At 56.9% G+C, this 18,061-nt stretch carries 14 protein-coding genes; 3 read left to right on the top strand and 11 right to left on the bottom strand.

The features are described 5' to 3' along the window. Nucleotides 1–43 precede the first annotated feature (43 nt). From NMQ00_RS04775 to uvrB, 3 genes are all read right to left on the bottom strand, one after another. A complete protein-coding gene (locus NMQ00_RS04775; RefSeq protein ID WP_255178170.1) occupies nucleotides 44–1,222 on the bottom strand; it encodes a DUF4097 family beta strand repeat-containing protein in 1,179 nt (392 codons plus the stop codon). Nucleotides 1,223–1,288: 66 nt separating this feature from the next. Next, on the bottom strand, nucleotides 1,289–4,162 hold the full coding sequence (gene uvrA, locus NMQ00_RS04770; RefSeq protein ID WP_255178169.1) for an excinuclease ABC subunit UvrA: 2,874 nt from the start codon (nucleotides 4,160–4,162) through the stop codon (nucleotides 1,289–1,291). Continuing rightward, nucleotides 4,163–6,139, bottom strand: coding sequence for an excinuclease ABC subunit UvrB (uvrB, locus tag NMQ00_RS04765; protein WP_441294614.1), 1,977 nt, complete (start codon nucleotides 6,137–6,139; stop codon nucleotides 4,163–4,165). A 144-nt stretch (nucleotides 6,140–6,283) separates the two neighbouring features. On the opposite strand from uvrB, the gene NMQ00_RS04760 reads away from it, so the two are divergent. From NMQ00_RS04760 to glpK, 3 genes are all read left to right on the top strand, one after another. Continuing rightward, the gene (locus NMQ00_RS04760; RefSeq protein WP_255178168.1) at nucleotides 6,284–7,138 is read left to right on the top strand and encodes a sulfite exporter TauE/SafE family protein; all 855 of its coding nucleotides are present in this window, start codon (nucleotides 6,284–6,286) and stop codon (nucleotides 7,136–7,138) included. 101 nt (nucleotides 7,139–7,239) lie between these two features. Then, nucleotides 7,240–7,947 carry an MIP/aquaporin family protein gene (locus NMQ00_RS04755; protein ID WP_255178167.1) on the top strand — a complete coding sequence of 236 codons (708 nt, stop codon included), beginning with the start codon at nucleotides 7,240–7,242 and terminating at the stop codon, nucleotides 7,945–7,947. A gap of 30 nt (nucleotides 7,948–7,977) precedes the next feature. Beyond that, on the top strand, nucleotides 7,978–9,495 hold the full coding sequence (glpK, locus tag NMQ00_RS04750; protein WP_255178166.1) for a glycerol kinase GlpK: 1,518 nt from the start codon (nucleotides 7,978–7,980) through the stop codon (nucleotides 9,493–9,495). Between the two features lie 41 nt (nucleotides 9,496–9,536). On the opposite strand, the gene NMQ00_RS04745 is transcribed toward glpK, so the two are convergent. From NMQ00_RS04745 to prfB, 8 genes are all read right to left on the bottom strand, one after another. Beyond that, nucleotides 9,537–10,673 (bottom strand): PDZ domain-containing protein, encoded by a 1,137-nt coding sequence (locus NMQ00_RS04745; protein ID WP_255178165.1) that lies wholly within the window; start codon nucleotides 10,671–10,673, stop codon nucleotides 9,537–9,539. A gap of 40 nt (nucleotides 10,674–10,713) precedes the next feature. Beyond that, complete coding sequence (locus NMQ00_RS04740; protein WP_255178164.1) at nucleotides 10,714–12,117, bottom strand: S41 family peptidase; 1,404 nt, start codon at nucleotides 12,115–12,117, stop codon at nucleotides 10,714–10,716. 99 nt (nucleotides 12,118–12,216) lie between these two features. Further along, nucleotides 12,217–13,587: a murein hydrolase activator EnvC family protein gene (locus NMQ00_RS04735; protein WP_255178163.1), complete on the bottom strand. Its 1,371-nt coding sequence runs from the start codon at nucleotides 13,585–13,587 to the stop codon at nucleotides 12,217–12,219. A 30-nt stretch (nucleotides 13,588–13,617) separates the two neighbouring features. Next, complete coding sequence (ftsX, locus tag NMQ00_RS04730) at nucleotides 13,618–14,520, bottom strand: permease-like cell division protein FtsX (protein ID WP_255178162.1); 903 nt, start codon at nucleotides 14,518–14,520, stop codon at nucleotides 13,618–13,620. Beyond that, nucleotides 14,510–15,196: a cell division ATP-binding protein FtsE gene (gene ftsE, locus NMQ00_RS04725; RefSeq protein ID WP_255178161.1), complete on the bottom strand. Its 687-nt coding sequence runs from the start codon at nucleotides 15,194–15,196 to the stop codon at nucleotides 14,510–14,512. The genes ftsX and ftsE overlap by 11 nt, the downstream gene beginning before the upstream one ends. Before the next feature lie 384 nt (nucleotides 15,197–15,580). Next, nucleotides 15,581–15,913: a cytochrome c551 gene (gene cccB, locus NMQ00_RS04720; protein ID WP_255178160.1), complete on the bottom strand. Its 333-nt coding sequence runs from the start codon at nucleotides 15,911–15,913 to the stop codon at nucleotides 15,581–15,583. 108 nt (nucleotides 15,914–16,021) lie between these two features. Continuing rightward, complete coding sequence (locus NMQ00_RS04715) at nucleotides 16,022–16,879, bottom strand: YitT family protein (RefSeq protein ID WP_255178159.1); 858 nt, start codon at nucleotides 16,877–16,879, stop codon at nucleotides 16,022–16,024. A gap of 61 nt (nucleotides 16,880–16,940) precedes the next feature. Continuing rightward, nucleotides 16,941–18,041, bottom strand: a complete 1,101-nt coding sequence (prfB, locus tag NMQ00_RS04710) for a peptide chain release factor 2 (RefSeq protein ID WP_021065414.1) — start codon at nucleotides 18,039–18,041, stop codon at nucleotides 16,941–16,943. Nucleotides 18,042–18,061 lie beyond the last annotated feature (20 nt).

Here is an 18,061-nt window from a genome sequence, read left to right as displayed (position 1 = left end):
GAAGTTAAAAGAAACCCGAAGGCGTGGGCCTTCGGGTTGTCGGTCATTGCTGATGGAACGGGTTGTTCAAGTCGCCCGGATTGACCGGGTCGACCGGATCGATCGGTTCCGTCGGTTCATGCTTGTCCTCTTCGAGGAACGTCGACGGCGTGTGGAGCGAACCGTGTTCGAGGTCGATCGTGCCGGTACGCGTCCCGGCCTCGACTTCGATGCGCGGTGTCTGGCCACGGCCCGACAAGAATTCGAGCCGGCGCTGGGCGACGTCTTTCCGGTCGCGGATAATCTCGAGCTCGTCTAAGTTACAGTGGAGACCACCGAAGTTCGTCTCGAGTTCTCCTTCGACCTCGACGCCGTGCGGCAAGACGAGACGGACGTTCCCGGCGAGCGAGGCGAGCTCGAACTTGGCCGGACGTGCCGTCGCGAGTTCGGCGCGGATGTTCCCGTTGCCGGTCTTGAGCGACGCCTTGTCGTATTTACCGTTCACGATGACGGCCCCGTTGCCGGTCCGGACGTGAACGAGTTCCGATTCGACGCCTTCGACTTCGACCGTGCCGTTCCCCGTATTGAGGAGCAGCTCCGAGGCGTGCACTTCATGGAGCACGACGCGACCGTTCGCCGTCTGGATGCGGACGCTCTCGACGTCGAGGCCGTCGGCACGGACCTCACCGTTGAGCGTCTGCACGTGCAGGTGATCGAAATGATGGTGCGGGACGTACAGTTCGACGTGCGCCCGGACGAGTTTGTCGCGGAGTGACACGACGAGACGGTCACCGATGACCGAGTGTTTGACCGCCGACTGGAGCTGTTCGAGCGCCTTGTCCGCGTCCTGTTGACGGAGCGGGCGGCCGGTGACGATCAGTTCACACTCGTCGTGGTCCGACGAAACAATCGTCGCCGAAGCGTTGAACAAGTCGAGCGAGATGTCTTTCCCGGTGAACGGGAACGACTTCGAATACGTCACTTCCGGCCCGAAGTTCGAGCTGAACGTGAAGTCGCTGTCGCGAAGTTTCGTCACGAGCCCTTCGACGGCCGACGTCAGTTTCGTCGTGAGCGACTCGACCGAGTACGCATCGACTTTCTCCGTTTCTTGACGTTCCTCGAGCGCTTGGACGCGCTCCGGCTCTAGCTTCTCGAGCCGTTCGAGCTGGGTCATGCCTTCTTCAATCGTCAACTTCCCGTCTTTCACTTGCTGGAGAATCAGTTCACGCATTTCTTGTTTCACTGTTCGTTTCCCCCTTCGATTTGGTCACACGTCAATCATGTTCCCGTTTCTCATCATTTCTATACCTTACTTTCGTTTTCCTGCTTTTGGTTTCGCTCGGGCCGAATCTCGTTCTAACACCGGCTTCAAATACTTGCCGGTATATGACGCAGCGACCTCGGCGACTTCTTCCGGCGTCCCGGTCGCGACGATCGTGCCGCCGCCGTCCCCGCCTTCAGGTCCGAGGTCAATCAAGTAGTCGGCCGATTTGATGACGTCAAGGTTATGCTCGATGACGAGCACCGTGTCCCCGTTCTCGACGAGGCGTTGCAGCACTTTCAACAGGCGGGCAATGTCGTCGACATGGAGTCCCGTCGTCGGCTCGTCCAAGATGTAAATCGTCTTGCCGGTCGAACGTTTATGAAGCTCAGAGGCGAGCTTGACGCGCTGCGCTTCCCCGCCCGACAGTTCCGTCGCCGGTTGGCCGAGCTTCATATAGCCGAGACCGACATCATAAATCGTCTGAATCTTGCGCTTGATTTTCGGAATCTTGTCAAAGAAGTCGAGCCCTTCCTCGATCGTCATATCGAGCACATCGGCAATCGTCTTGCCTTTGTATTTCACTTCGAGCGTCTCGCGGTTATAGCGCTTCCCGTGACAGACTTCACACGGGACGTAGACGTCCGGCAAGAAATGCATCTCGATTTTGATGATCCCGTCCCCGCGGCACGCCTCGCAGCGTCCGCCCTTGACGTTGAAACTGAAACGGCCTTTCTTATAGCCGCGCATCTTCGCCTCGTTCGTCGAGGCGAACACGTCACGGATATCGTCGAACACGCCGGTGTACGTGGCCGGGTTCGATCGTGGCGTCCGTCCGATTGGCGACTGATCGATATCGATGACTTTGTCGATATGGTCGAGCCCTTCAATTTTCTTGTGCTTCCCTGGCTTCGCCTTGGCCCGGTTAATGTGGTGGGCGAGCGATTTGTAGAGGATCTCGTTGATGAGCGTCGATTTTCCCGAGCCCGAGACACCGGTGACGGCGATGAACATACCGAGCGGGATCGAGACGTCGACCCCTTTCAAGTTGTTCTCCTCGGCCTTCAAGATCTTCAAGAACCGCTCGTCTGGTACTTTCCGTTCCGCTGGGAGCGGAATGAATTTCTTACCGGACAAATATTGGCCGGTGAGCGATTTTCTGTTCTTCATGAGCTGTTTCGGCGTCCCGGCGGCGATGACTTCTCCACCGTGTTCGCCGGCGCCCGGTCCGATGTCGATCAAGTAGTCGGCTGCCATCATCGTGTCTTCGTCGTGCTCGACGACGATGAGCGTATTGCCGATGTCGCGCATCTGTTTCAGCGTCGCGATCAAGCGGTCGTTGTCACGCTGATGCAACCCGATCGACGGTTCATCGAGGACGTACAAGACGCCCGTGAGCCGCGAACCGATTTGCGTCGCGAGACGAATCCGTTGCGCTTCTCCCCCGGAGAGCGTCCCGGCCGCGCGTGACAACGTCAAGTAGTCGAGCCCGACGTTGTTCAAGAAGCTGAGCCGCTCGCAAATCTCTTGCAAGATGAGGCGGGCGATGGCGATGTCTTTCTCGCTCAGTTCCGTCATGATCGAATCGAACAAATCGATGGCATTGACGACCGACAAGTTCGTCACTTGGCCGATATGGTGGCCCGTGATTTTGACGGCGAGCGTCTCTTCTTTCAACCGGTAGCCGCTACATGTCGGACAAGCGTGTGTCGCCATGTACGTCTCCATCTGTTCACGGATGTAATCCGACGTCGTCTCTTTATAACGGCGCTCGATGTTACGGAGCACCCCTTCGAAGAAGATCGTGTTCGTCCGGACTTGTCCGAAATCGTTCTCGTAACGGAACAAAAACGACTCTTCATCCGTCCCGTGCAAGACGAGGTCTTGGTCACGCTTCGACAGACGTTCGAATGGGACGTCCATGTCGATATCGAAATGTTTACACATCGAGGCGAGCAATTGTGGGTAATATTGAGAACTCGTCGGCTGCCAGGCCACGACCGCGCCTTCCTTCAGCGTCTTCGACGGATCTGGGATGACGAGTTCAGGGTCGACGTCGAGCTTCGTGCCGAGGCCGTCGCAAGTCGGACAAGCGCCGAACGGCGAGTTGAACGAGAACATGCGCGGCTCAAGTTCGCCGATCGAGAAGCCGCAAATCGGACAGGCGTGATGCTCGCTGAACAAAAGCTCGGTCCCGTCCATCTTGTCGATGATGGCCCGGCCATCGGCGAGGCGAAGCGCCGTCTCGAGTGAATCGGCAAGGCGCCCCTCGACGTCAGCACGGACGACGAGGCGGTCGACGACGACTTCAATCGAATGTTTCTTGTTCTTATCGAGTTCGATCTCATCGGTCAATTCGATCGTCTCGCCGTTGACACGGACGCGGACGAAGCCTTCCTTTTTGAGCGAGTCGAACACTTTGACGTGCGTCCCTTTACGGCCCGAGACGATCGGCGCCAAGATTTGCAGGCGTGTCTTCTCCGGCAGTTCCATCACTTGGTCAACCATCTGCGAGATCGTCTGGCTCGAGATCTCGATGCCGTGACGCGGACAGACCGGTTTTCCGATACGGGCGAACAACAGACGTAAGTAGTCATAGATTTCCGTCACCGTCCCAACGGTCGAGCGCGGGTTGCGGCTCGTCGTCTTCTGGTCGATCGAGATGGCCGGGCTGAGGCCCTCAATCGTATCGACGTCCGGCTTGTCCATCTGACCGAGGAACTGACGGGCGTAGGCCGATAAGCTCTCGACATAACGGCGCTGCCCTTCGGCGTAGATTGTGTCGAACGCGAGTGACGATTTCCCGGACCCGGACAAGCCCGTCAAGACGACGAGCTGGTCCCGTGGAATGTCGATATCAATGTTTTTCAAGTTGTTGACGCGCGCCCCTTTTATGACGATCGCATTTTTCTTTTCAGCCATTTAATTCCCTACCTTCAACTCCAAGATTAAGTCACGCAATTCGGCCGCCCGTTCGAACTGGAGGTCGCGGGCCGCTTGTTTCATTTCTTCTTCTAGATTGGCGATGGCTTCTTCGCGCTCGGCCGGCTTCATCGAGCTGAGCGATTCGAGCACATCCTCCTCGGCGTCAACTGTCGCCCGGATGACGCCGCGCACTTCTTTGCGGATCGTCTGCGGCGTGATGCCATGTTCTTCATTATATGCCTGTTGGATCGAACGACGGCGGTCGGTCTCGTCGATCGCGCGCGTCATCGAGTCAGTCATCTTATCCGCGAACAAGATGACGTGCCCGTTCGAGTTCCGCGCTGCCCGGCCAATCGTCTGGATGAGCGATCGGTCCGAACGAAGGAACCCTTCCTTGTCGGCGTCGAGGATGGTGACGAGACTCACTTCCGGGATGTCTAGCCCTTCCCGCAGCAAGTTGATCCCGACGAGGACATCGTATTTTCCGAGACGGAGGTCACGGATGATCTCGATCCGCTCGAGCGTCTTGATCTCCGAGTGCATATAGTTGACCTTGATGCCCGCTTCACGCAGATAGTCCGACAAGTCCTCGGCCATCTTCTTCGTGAGCGTCGTCACGAGGACGCGTTCGTCCTGTTTGATGCGCTCACGGATTTGGTCCATCAAGTAGTCGATTTGTCCTTTGATCGGATGGATCTCGATCGTCGGATCTAAGAGGCCCGTCGGCCGGATGATCTGCTCGATCATGTTCGGTGTATGCTCGAGCTCATACGGACCCGGTGTCGCCGAGATGAAAATCGCTTGCGACAACTTTTTCTCGAACTCGTCGAACTTGAGCGGCCGGTTGTCTTTGGCCGAAGGCAAACGGAAACCGTGGTCGACGAGCACTTGTTTCCGAGCCTGGTCACCGTTGTACATCCCGCGTACTTGCGGGAGCGTCACGTGCGACTCATCGGCGACGAGCAAGAAGTCTTTCGGGAAGTAGTCGATAAGCGTGTAAGGCGTCGCCCCTGCCTCTGTCAAGTTCAAATGGCGCGAATAGTTCTCGATGCCTGAGCAGTAACCCATCTCACGCATCATCTCGAGGTCATAGTTCGTCCGCTGTTCAAGGCGCTGCGCTTCGAGCAGCTTCCCTTCCTCGCGGAACTTCTCGAGCTGTTGCTCGAGCTCGGCCTCGATGTTGACGATTGCCTTTTGTAACTTCTCGTCGCGGGTGACGAAGTGGGATGCCGGGAAGATCGAGACGTGCTCGCGATCGGCGATGATCTCACCGGTGAGCGGGTCCATCTCGCGAATCCGATCGATCTCGTCTCCGAAGAACTCGACGCGCAAACACTGCTCGTCGCGTGACGCCGGGAAGATTTCGACGACGTCACCGCGGACACGGAACCGCCCGCGTTGGAAGTCGATGTCGTTCCGTTCATATTGAATGTCAATCAACTTGCGAAGCATCTGATCACGCCCCAGTTCTTTACCGACACGGAGGCTCAAGACGAGACTGTTGTATTCTTCCGGGTTACCGAGACCGTAGATGCACGATACCGAAGCGACGATGATGACGTCATCGCGCTCGAACAAGGCCGACGTCGCCGAGTGACGGAGTTTATCGATCTCGTCGTTGATCGAGGCGTCTTTCTCGATGAACGTGTCGGTCGACGGCACGTACGCCTCTGGCTGATAGTAGTCGTAATAGCTGACGAAATATTCGACGGCGTTGTTCGGGAAGAATTCCTTGAACTCTGAGTAGAGCTGTCCCGCAAGCGTCTTGTTGTGGGCCAAGACAAGCGTCGGCTTCTTCACTTCTTGGATGACGTTCGATACGGTAAACGTCTTCCCGGTGCCGGTCGCCCCGAGCAACGTCTGATACCGGTCGCCGCGATTGATGCCCTCGACGAGCTGTCGAATCGCCTCCGGTTGGTCGCCGGCCGGGCTATATTCCGATTGTAATTCAAACGGAACGCTAATCTTATCCATGTATATTCCTCGCTTTCTGTTTCTTGCATATTGACTTGATTATAGCACATACACGAACAAATATTCGCTTCTGACACGCTTCCCAAACCGTTCCGCTTTTCGTTATCATGAAGAGTGAATCTATGCAGAAACGAGTTGGTCGTCATGTGGTCACTTCTCTTCATCCCGCTCGGTGCCATCGTCGGTGCCTTGTCCGGGTTCTTCGGCATCGGCGGCGGGGTCATCATCGTCCCGGTGCTCCTTTTTAGCGGATACTCGGCGGCCGAGGCCGTCGCCACGTCGCTTCTGTTCGTCGTCGGGACGAGCTTGTTCGGTGCGAAGAAACATACGTCGCTCGGCAACGTGTCCTGGTCGACCGGCATCACGGTCGGATTGACCGGGGCCGTCACGGCACAGCTGTCGAGTCGGCTCGTCCTCTCAATCTCCGGGACGTACGATTGGTTACTGAACCTATTTTATCTGGCTATCCTATCTTATTTTGCCGTTACGTTACTAAAGAAAACATCGAAACCGCAGAAGCCGAAAAAATCGATCCTTCTTGCCTCGATGATGATTGGGGCGATGGCCGGATTGCTGTCGGCCCTCCTCGGCATCGGTGGCGGCTTCATCATCGTACCGCTCCTCGTCAGTTGGCTCGGTTTTTCGACACATCGAGGGGTCGGGACGAGCCTGGCTGCCGTCTTGTTCATCTCGCTCGGCGGACTCATCGGCTATCTCCCGTCGCTATCGCTCGATTACGTGACACCGCTCGCGCTGGTCATCGGGGCGTTCATCGGTGCGCCGATCGGCGCAGCCCTCACGAATCGTTATGACGATAAAGAGATTTCGCAACGCCTCGCCTGGCTCTATCTCGCCGTCATCGCTTCGATTCTACTCGACCTCGGCGCCACGGTCTTCCCTCCGCTCGCGTACGTGAGCTTGGCGGTCCTGATCGTCTTTCTCGCCGGCATCGCCCTCGACTTCAGACGTCGCATTACCAATCAAAACCACTTTTCATGAGAAAAGTGGCTTTTTTTACATATTCGGTTTTGAAACGCTTACATTTGGGGCATATAATGAAGTGGTAAGCCAAATTTAATATGGAAGGAAGGGAGTATCACATGTCAGCATTCGTCAGCGAAATTATTGGTACAATGCTACTCATCTTGCTCGGTAACGGTGTCGTCGCCGGCGTCGTCCTCCGTCATTCGAAAGCGGAGAACGCGGGCTGGATCGTCATCACGTTCGGTTGGGGCTTGGCCGTTATGGTCGGGGTTTATGCAGCCGGTATCTACGGAGGGGCGCATATTAACCCTGCCGTCACCATCGGACTTGCGACAGCAGGCACGTTCCCATGGGCCGATGTGCCAGCGTATATTTTGGCACAATTCATCGGGGCGTTCATCGGGGCCGTCCTCGTCTATGTCCACTACAAACCGCACTACGATGTGACCGACGACCCGGGCGCCAAATTGGCGACGTTCTCGACCGCACCAGGGATTCGTAACACGCCGTTCAACTTGATCGGCGAAATCATCGGTACGTTCGTACTCGTCTTCGCCCTCTTGTCATTCGGGGCCAACACGTTTGCCGACGGTTTGAATCCGCTCATTGTCGGTTTCTTGATCGTCTCGATCGGTCTCTCGCTTGGTGGTACAACGGGATATGCCATCAACCCGGCGCGTGACCTCGGACCGCGGATTGCACATGCGATCCTTCCTATCAAAGGCAAAGGCACGTCGGACTGGGGCTACTCATGGATCCCGGTCGTCGGACCGATCATCGGGGCGGTCATCGCCGCATTGCTTTACGGCATTCTCGTACCATAATCTTTCTAATTTCTAAGGAGGCTCTCTCATATGGAGAAAGAAAAACGCTACATTTTAGCACTTGACCAAGGAACGACAAGCTCACGGGCCATCATCTTTGACCATGACGGAAAAATCGTCACGACCGCCCAGCGTGAGTTCAAACAGTACTTCCCTAAGCCAGGCTGGGTCGAGCATAACGCCAACGAGATTTGGGGTTCTGTCCTCGCCGTCATGGCCGAGGCGTTCGGTTCGGCCGATATCGATCCTAAAGAGATCGCTGCCATTGGAATCACGAACCAACGGGAAACAGCCGTCGTTTGGGAGAAGTCGACAGGACGTCCGGTCTATAACGCCGTCGTCTGGCAATCGCGTCAAACGGCCGGCATCTGTGACGAGTTGAAAGAAGCCGGACATAACGATTTGTTCCGCGACAAGACGGGCCTCTTGATTGACGCCTACTTCTCCGGTACGAAAGTCAAATGGATCCTCGACAACGTCGAAGGCGCCCGCGAGAAAGCCGAAGCCGGCGACCTCCTCTTCGGAACAATTGACACATGGCTCATCTGGAAACTGTCAGGCGGTCACGCCCACGTCACGGACTACTCGAACGCCTCACGGACGCTCATGTACAACATCTATGAGCAGAAATGGGACGATGAGTTGCTCGAGATTTTGACGGTGCCGAAATCGATGCTTCCAGAAGTCAAGCCGTCGAGTGAAGTATACGCCAACACGATCCCGTATCACTTCTTCGGCTTCGAAGTCCCAATCGCCGGCGCGGCCGGTGACCAACAGGCGGCCCTCTTCGGCCAAGCCTGCTTCGAGTCTGGTGAAGGCAAGAACACGTACGGGACGGGTTGCTTCATGCTCATGAACACGGGTGAGGAAGCCGTCAAGTCGGACCACGGTCTGCTCACGACGATTGCTTGGGGTTACGGCGGAAAAGTCGAATACGCGCTCGAAGGTTCAATCTTCGTCGCCGGTTCGGCTATCCAGTGGCTCCGTGACGGGCTCCGCATGCTCAAATCGGCGAAAGATACGGAACAGTATGCCAACCGCGTCGAAACGACAGACGGCGTCTACGTCGTCCCAGCCTTTGTCGGTCTCGGTGCCCCGTACTGGAACTCAGACGTCCGTGGTGCCATCTTCGGCCTCACGCGCGGTACGGAGAAAGAACACTTTGTCCGGGCGACGCTCGAGTCGCTCGCCTATCAGACGCGCGACGTCTTGACGGCGATGGAACAAGACTCTGGCATCGAGTTGAAGACGCTCCGTGTCGACGGCGGTGCGGTCAACAATAACTTCCTTATGCAGTTCCAAGCGGACATCCTGGACGTCCCGGTCGAACGGCCGGAAGTGAGCGAGACGACGGCCCTCGGTGCCGCCTACCTCGCCGGTCTCGCCGTCGGGTTCTGGAAAGACCAAGACGAGATCAAACAACAGTGGAAACTCGACCATCAGTTCGAACCGAAGATGGACGAGACACACCGCGAAAATCTTTATAAAGGCTGGCAACACGCCGTCGAAGCGACGATGGGCTTCAAACCATCGAAACTTGAAATCTAATCGAACGAACGAAAGGGGGCATCCGTCGAGGATGCTCCCTTTTATAATTTCCGTAGCCGCAGACGTGGGCTCGCCGGTTCAGCGACGAACAAGATGCCGAGCTCGTGCGGGTCGGTCTCATACATCGCTCGTTGCACGAAACGGATGTCCCCGTTCAAGTTGAGCACCTCGAGCTTGATGTATGGCTTATGGAGCTGGAGCGCCTCATAGAAGCTGCTCCCGCCCGTGATGACACTCCCGTTCACTTTATAGATCGATTCGCCCGGGATGAGCTGCATCGCCTCGCCCGGTGAACCCGGGAGCGTGTCGATAATGACCGCGCCCCGGTTGCCGTTGATGAACACCGGCGTCGTTCCTCGGTTCTCCCGCTTGATGAGTTGCAATGCGAGCTCATACAGGACGAACAGACCGAGCAATCCGTAGGCCGCATACGCCACGTCGATGACGTAGGAGGCCCCGAACAAACCGAGGGCGATGAGCGCGAGCAGGCCACGATACACGCTCAAGCGACCGAGCAGCGTCCCCGGGAGCGCTCCCGTCGACAACAGGCTGACCCCGATTGGGATCGGCAAGATGACCGGCACCGACACGTCGAGACCGAATGACGGTGGCAAAAAGACGACGAGCGGGAAGAACCAGAGCCGTTTGACGACGTGTCCGCCGATGAACTGGCCCCGTTTGGACAAGATGAGCGTCGGCGACGTCTCGATGGGACCGTTCCAACGTAAGAGGATCGCCTCGGCCAATGTGACGACACCGAACACGAGCGCATACACCGGCCAGCCGACCTCGGCCAAGCGGTCCATCCAGCCTGAGAAAACGCCATACTCGACGACGTCACGAAGCGTGAGCGCTGTCAGCATGATCAAAAACGGGAACGCCGGGCTTCCGAAGCGCGGGTGCATCGTCAAGACGATGAGCGCGTAGAGCACGCTGAACGTCACGACCCACTCCCAGTTGACGGTCGTCTCGAGCAGAATCAGTGCCGTCGAACCGATGACGGCGAGGAGCAGGCTCGGCCATAGAAAATGGCGCCAGTCCGATTTCGGCGAACGTCGCCGCGAGCGGAACATGCCCCGCTCCCTTTTGATGCGCGTCATGGATATGTAAGCGAGGGCGACGAGCGTCGCCCAGAGTAGCGGACTACCGATCAAGGTCAACAAAGCAGTAAAACTCATTCGTAGAACGTCCACACTTGTCCAATCCTTTCCCTAATCCTTATTTTGCGGCTTCTTCGAGCGCGCGATTCAACTGGGCATCGTTCGCCTCGTCTTGAATCTCTTCGAGCAAACGTGACTCGAGCGCCGATGCCGTCGCCTCATTGACGACGCCGTCTTCCGGCAAGTTGTTGTCGGCTTGGAACTCGCTGACGGCGCGGGCCATCGTATCGCCGTAATAGCCTGGCTGACCGCCCGGCTCATAGCCGATGCCCGTCAACACGGTATGCAAGTTCGAGACCGCTTCCCCGTAGTCCCCGACTTTGAGCGTGTCCGCGTCGGCGAGGATGCGGGTGACATTGAAGTAGTCCGGTTGGTCGACCTCAACGTCCGGCTCGATGCCTTTCTCGTTGATCCAGTTCCCGTCCGGCGTGAGCCATTTGCTCGTCGTCAACTTCAAGTTGCTGCCGTCCTCTAAGTCGAACGCCGTCTGGACGACGCCCTTGCCGAACGTCTTGTTGCCGATGATTGTGGCCCCGGCACCTTCTTTGAGGGCCCCGGCCAAAATTTCAGACGCCGATGCCGACCCTTCGTCCGTCAAGACGAACAAGTCGTACGGCTTCGCTTCCCGGGCGCGGCCGCTCTGCGACTCGCGGTCCCCGTCCGCGTTCTCGATTTGGACGACCGGCTTATTCGTCGGGACGAACCCTTCGGTCATCGCGATGACGGCAGGAAGCAATCCACCTGGGTTCCCTCGCACGTCGATGATGAGGCTATCGATTTCTTCCGACTCGAGCGTCTCGAGTTGCTCTAAAAACTCGTCGGCCGTTGGCTCGGAGAACTGGGTCACCTCGATATAGCCGATCTTTTTGCCGTCCTGTTCTTTCACTTCCGAGTAGACGGTCTCGATCGGAATCGTATCCCGTGTGATCTCGTAGTCGGCCTCTTGCCCGCCGCGGCGAATCGTGAGGGTGACGACGGTCCCTTTCTCGCCCCGGATGAGCTGAACCGCCTCTTCGACTGCCATCCCTTCAATCGATTCCCCATCGACCGCCGTGATGACGTCGCCGGCCCGGAGGCCTGCCTCTTCGGCCGGTGCGCCTTTGATTGGAGCGACAATCAAGATGTCTTCTCCTTTCTTCTCCAAAGTCGCGCCGATTCCTTCAAAACTCGACTCGATCGAGTCGGTGAACTGCGACGTCTCTTCAGCGTCCAAGAAGTCCGAGTACGGGTCATCGAGCGCCCCAGTCATCCCGTCGAGCGCCCCAGTCAACAGGTCTTCTTCCGAGATGTCCTTGAGCGAATGCGTCTCGATCAATTGCCGGACTTGGTCGACCTTGTCCCAACCTTCTGCCTTTGGTTGAATCGGTAGCGCCGTATCGGTGAACGCCATCGTCGCGAGCCCTGCACCGGCCCCGGCGACGAACGTGGCGCCGGCTAGTAATCCTGCGGTTGTATTTTTCACGGGTGATTCCCTCTTTTCTCTTTGTCAGTCTTTCATTCAGTATAGCAAAAAGTTCAGAAAAACGGACGCGTTCCACAAATTTGGAACACGTCCGTCTCATCAGTAACCGATATAAGGACCCGGGTCGACCGCATTCGGTTGCCCTGGCGCCCATTGTCCGCGATGTAACTCGAAATGGAGATGCGGTCCCGTCGACCAGCCCGTGTTGCCGAGCGTGCCGACGGTCTGACCGGCAGAGACTGTTTGGCCTGACGTGACCGTGATCGCGTCAAGATGGCCATAGACGGTCGTCCACACTTCCCCACCGACGATATGAGACACGAAGACGACATTGCCGTATCCGGTCGCCGGCGCCGCCTTGATGACGATGCCTGGCGCCGCCGCGACGATCGGGGTCCCGGTGGCATTGACGAGATCGATGCCGCGATGCGACTCCGCCACGCCCGTGAGCGGGTTTTGACGCGGTCCAAACGGGCTCGACACGTAGCCGGACACCGGACGGACGAACGAGGTCGCCGGTCCCGTCACGTTCGTCGGGGTTTCCGCAGGCGGTGGTGCTGTCGGCGCTGGAGAGGTCGTAGCCTTATCCTCCGTCTGCCCTTTCGCGTCCGCTGCGGCTTTGGCGTCGGCCTGTTCTCTCGCCTCGGCTTCCGCCCGTGCTTCGGCCTCGGCTTTAGCCTTTGCTTCGGCTCGGGCCTGGGCTGCGGCCGCTTCCCGTTCCGCCTCGGCGATTGCTTCAAGTTGACCGGCGATAATGCGGCTCTGTTCATTCATGAGCGCCTGCTCTTCTTCCCGGCTCATTTTTTCAAGCTCGAGCAGTTCGACCTGTTCGTTCAGCTCCGACAACAAGTCGCGCTTCTGTTCGGCGGCGACGTCGAGCGCTTGTTTCGTCACGACGAGCTCCCGCTCTTTCTGTTTCAAGAACGACAGCTGGGTCCGCTGCCGTGCCTCGAGCGTTTCGAGCCGCTCGACTTCATTCATGTACGTATGTATGAGGTCCCGGTCCTGCTCCGCGATCGTCTGCGCGGTCAACAGCCGCGTCACGAAGTCTCCGAACGAGCGGGACTCAAAGACGACTTGGAGATAGGACCGGTCCTCGTGTACTTGAAGCACACGAAGACGCTCACTAAGGAGCGCCTTCTGGCTTTCGAGGTACTGCCCATGGGCAGCGAGTTGATCACGGGTTTCCTCGAGCTCAGTGCGCGCCGCGTCCGCTTCTTCCTGTTGGACGGCGATCTGTTCACTTAATCCCTCGAGACGTTCATTGACGGCGCGAATCTCTGTCGATACCGCGTCGCGTTCCGCCTCGGTGATGTCGAGCTCGGCGTCCGTCTCGTCTTGCGCTTTCTTGGACTCCTCCAATTGATTGGATAGACGATCTTGTCGTGCTTTCAGCGTGTCTTTCTCCGTCGCCATGACCGGCGAGGCAAGTAGCGTCAAACTTAATCCAAGCGCAAGCGAACGTTTCATCCGCCAACTCCTCCTCATATTTAAATTGAATTAGACTTTCAAGAATCGACCGAGCGAAGTCGTCGAGCCCCAGATCCCGATGAAGGCACCGAGCGCCAAGAGGACGAGCGACACTTGTGTCGTCAGTACCGATGGATCAATCAATTTAAATATATCACTATTCAGTTGATCTAGCGATGGTTGTAAAGCACTATATGCGACGTCATAACCGAAGTAGATGACGGCGATCGGGATGAGCGCGCCGAGTACACCGAGGAGAAGTCCTTCGATGAAGAACGGCCAGCGGATGAAGCTGTTTTTCGCCCCGACGAGACGCATGATCTCAATCTCGCGACGGCGTGAGAAGATCGTCATCTTGATCGTGTTCGAGATGAGGAACATCGCCATGAGCGTGAGACCGACGATCAACACGAGTCCACCGATGCGAATCCCGTTGAAGAAAGCGAACATCTTGTCGATATAGTCCTGTCCATACGTGACCTTATCGACGTTGTCGAGCGACTGGACCGCGTCCGCGACCGTCTCCGTGTTGAGCGGGTCTGACGCCTTGACGATATAACGGTCGTGGAGCGGGTTATCCTTCTCGACCGTCCCGTACGCGTTCGCGTCTTCCCCGAGCTGGTTACGGAAGTTTTCAAGTTCATCCTCTTTCGAGCTGAACGTGACCGACGCGACGCCAGGGATTTGTTCTAAGTTCTCCCCGAGCTTCTCGACGTTCGCTTCCTCCGCAGTGCGGGTGACGAACACTTGAATCTCGACGTCGTTCTCGACGTTCTCCGAGATCTCGTTGACGTTGAACATGACGAGGGCGAATACCCCGACGAGTAACAAGGTGATGGTGACGGCACTGATTGCCGCGAATGTCATCCAACCGTTGCGAAGTGTTCCCTTGAACCCTTCGCGCAGATGACGGAATCCACTTTTAAATATCATAGCCATATGCTCCTTTCTCTTCATCGCGGACGACTTTCCCGTTCTCGATCGCGATGACGCGATGGCGGATTCGGTCGACGATGTCACGGTTGTGCGTCGCCATGACGATCGTCGCCCCGCGACGGTGAATCTCTTGGAATACTTCCATGATGCCCCAAGCCGTATCCGGGTCTAAGTTACCGGTCGGCTCGTCGGCGATGATGAGCTTAGGCTTATTGACGATGGCACGGGCGATCGACACACGTTGCTGCTCCCCACCCGATAGTTCATCCGGATAGTTGCGCGCCTTGTGCTTCAGGCCGACGAGGTTCAACACGTCCATGACCTGTTTGCGCATCGTGTTCGTGTCGGCCTGGACGACCTCGAGTGCGAACGCGACGTTCTCATATACCGTCAGTGACGGTAACAACTTGTAGTCTTGGAAGATGACGCCGAGTTGACGGCGTAATTTCGGGACGTGGCGGTTTTTCAGTTTGCCGACGTCGATCCCGTCAATCAAGAGCTGGCCGCTCGACGGTTTCTCCTCCCGATAAATCATTTTCATGAACGTCGATTTCCCGGCGCCGGATGGTCCGACGACGTAAAGAAATTCGCCGTCTTGGATCTGCAAATCGAGGTCGTCGACTGCGACGACGCCGTTTGGATACACTTTGCTGACTTTTTGCATCGAAATCATAACGTATTCCCTACCCTTTTTATATATTTTTCATGCATCTATGACGAATTCTGAATTGGTTCAGCGAATTGGTTCGTTTAGTGAATATTTTCGTCTAGCCTCTGTTCTACACGATAACCTGACAACCTGTCAAGCGACCATGTCCTGGTCAACACTGTCTAAAAAAGCGATTAAGCGTTAGTTCAAGCGCCTACAATTATAGCAATCGGACTTTTAAATAACCATTACAGGAATGTTTCAGTTGGATTGAGTTCGGTGGGAAATTGTCGCGTTGAAGATAGATTTCACGACTCGGACACAGATGATGAAACGCACATTCAAAAAGGCACTCGCGTTCGCGAGTGCCTTACGTCAAACCACGAGTCGCCTCGTGGTCCCCCATGATTATTTCTTCTCAGCGAGCCAAGCCGCGACGGCTGTGATTTCTTCGTCGTCCTCGATCACGTTCGCAGGCATGGCGCCTTTCCCGTTACGAATGACTTCTTCAATTTCACTGGCCGACAAGCGGGCACCGACGTCTTCAAGTGCCGGTCCGCTCATGCCTTCCAAATTCGCGCCGTGACATGCCGCACAGTTTTGGGCGTATACCGCTTCCGCGTCGACTGACGCCGTGTTCGCGCCGTCCCCGTTGCTCGTCGTCTCTTCTTCATCGCCACCGCCGCACGCACCGAGCGTGAGCATGGCGCCGAGGCCGATTGCCATCATCCATTTCTTCATAATAGGGTTCCCCTCCTAAGTTGTAGAAATAACCTACTTTTACCATTATAGCCGTTATGAACCGCTTTCTAACCTAATCTCATCAAAAATACACAAAGATTCCACAACTCACGGCACGTTGATATAGCGTTTGTCCGACGTGAACCCTTGCCCCATCACCTCGTGCGCCTCGCTGAAGATGAGGAACGCGTCGGGGTCGATGCGGCGGATAATCTCTTTCAGACGGCTCACCTCGTTCTGGCGGACGACGACGAGGAGCATCGGACGCTCGAGACGCGAGTACGCCCCGATCGCCTGAATCTCCGTCGCGCCCCGGTCGAGCTCGTCGAAGACGGCGCGCGTGATGACGGCTCGCTTCTCCGAGATGACGTACGCCATCTTGTCCTGCGTGAAGCCAAGCTGGACGAAATCGATCATCTTGATCGTGATGAAGAGGGCGATGAGCGCGTACAGCCCCGTCGTGAACGAGAACGTGACAGCGGCGACGAGGACGACCGCACCGTCGAGGATGGCGATACAGAGATAGAGCGGGATGTGGGTGAATTTATGTAGGATTTGCGCGAGCAAGTCCATCCCACCGGTCGAGGCACGCCCTCGGAAGATGAGCCCGAGACCGATCCCGACACCGGCCCCGCCGAAGATGGCCGCGAGCAGCGTGTCATTGACGGCGGCACCTGCGTCGATCGCCTCATAGAATAAGATCACGCCCGGCAAGAAAATCGACCCGACGAGCGACTTGACGCCGAAGCCAAGCCCGAGGATCATCCAGCCGACGAGGAGGAGCAACACGTTCGACACGAGCTGGAACGCCCCCGGCGAGATGTTGAACAGCTCGTACGTGATGATCGAGATCCCGCTGACGCCGCCCGAGGCGAGGTTGTTCGGCAGCAGGAACAAGCTGAACGCCGAGGCGACGAACACGGACCCGGTCAATAAATAGATGTAGTCTTTGACGATTTGCTTCATTAAAGGTTTTCTCCTCTACATACAACGTGGCTCAAAGACATCAGTCCTTGAGCCACTTGCATCACATATTTGTCTTGCGGAGGTAAGCGTCGATGAAGCCCATGATGTCCCCATCCATGACGCCGCTCGTGTTCCCGACTTCATAACTCGTCCGGTGGTCCTTGACCATCGCGTACGGGTGGAAGACGTACGAACGGATTTGGCTGCCCCAGCCGATGTCTGTCTTCTCGCCACGAATCTCATCGAGCTTGCGTTGCTGCTCGTCGAGTTCGCGTTGATACAGTTTTGCCTTGAGCATTTTCATCGCTGCTTCGCGGTTCTTGATTTGCGAACGCTCGGCTTGACACGAGACGACGACGCCCGTAGGCACATGCGTGATCCGGACGGCCGAGTCGGTCGTGTTGATGTGCTGACCGCCGGCGCCTGACGCGCGGTACGTATCGATCCGGAGGTCTTCAGTCTTCACTTCGATTTCGATGTCGTCATTGAATTCCGGCATGACGTCGCACGAGACGAACGACGTATGGCGGCGGCCCGACGAATCGAACGGCGAGATCCGGACCAAACGGTGAATCCCTTTCTCAGCCTTCAAATAACCGTAGGCGTTATGCCCGACGATGCGGAGCGTGACCGACTTGACGCCGGCTTCTTCGCCCGGCAGATAATCGACCGTCTCGACTTTCCAGCCTTGCTTGTCCGCGAAACGTTGGTACATACGCAGCAGGAGCGAGGCCCAGTCTTGCGACTCGGTACCGCCCGCACCCGGGTGAAGCTCAAGGATGGCGTTGTTAGCGTCGTACGGTCCGTTCAAGAGGATCTCGAGTTCGAACGCGTCGAAGTCAGCCTTGAGCGCCGTGACCATCTCTCCTAATTCTCCTTGCATCTCGGCGTCCGGCTCTTCCTTGATCAATTCGAGCGTGACTTCGCCGTCTTCATGCCCATCGGCGAGCTCTTGGTATTTGTCGACCATCGCTTTGAGCGCGTTCGACTCGTCGATGACTTTTTGCGCCTTCTCTTGGCTGTCCCAGAAGTCTGGGTACGTCATCTCATTCTCGAGCTCGGCGATGCGGGCCTGCTTCTCTGTCAGGTTGAGCGATTGGCGATAATTCTCGAGGCGTTTCGCCATCGCCTCGAGTTCGTTGCGAATATCTGAAATTTCCATAGTGTAGGTCACCTTTCCGT

The organism is Exiguobacterium aurantiacum (genome assembly GCF_024362205.1).
Taxonomy (GTDB): domain Bacteria; phylum Bacillota; class Bacilli; order Exiguobacteriales; family Exiguobacteriaceae; genus Exiguobacterium; species Exiguobacterium aurantiacum_B.
This window is presented reverse-complemented; position numbering and strand designations above follow the sequence as displayed.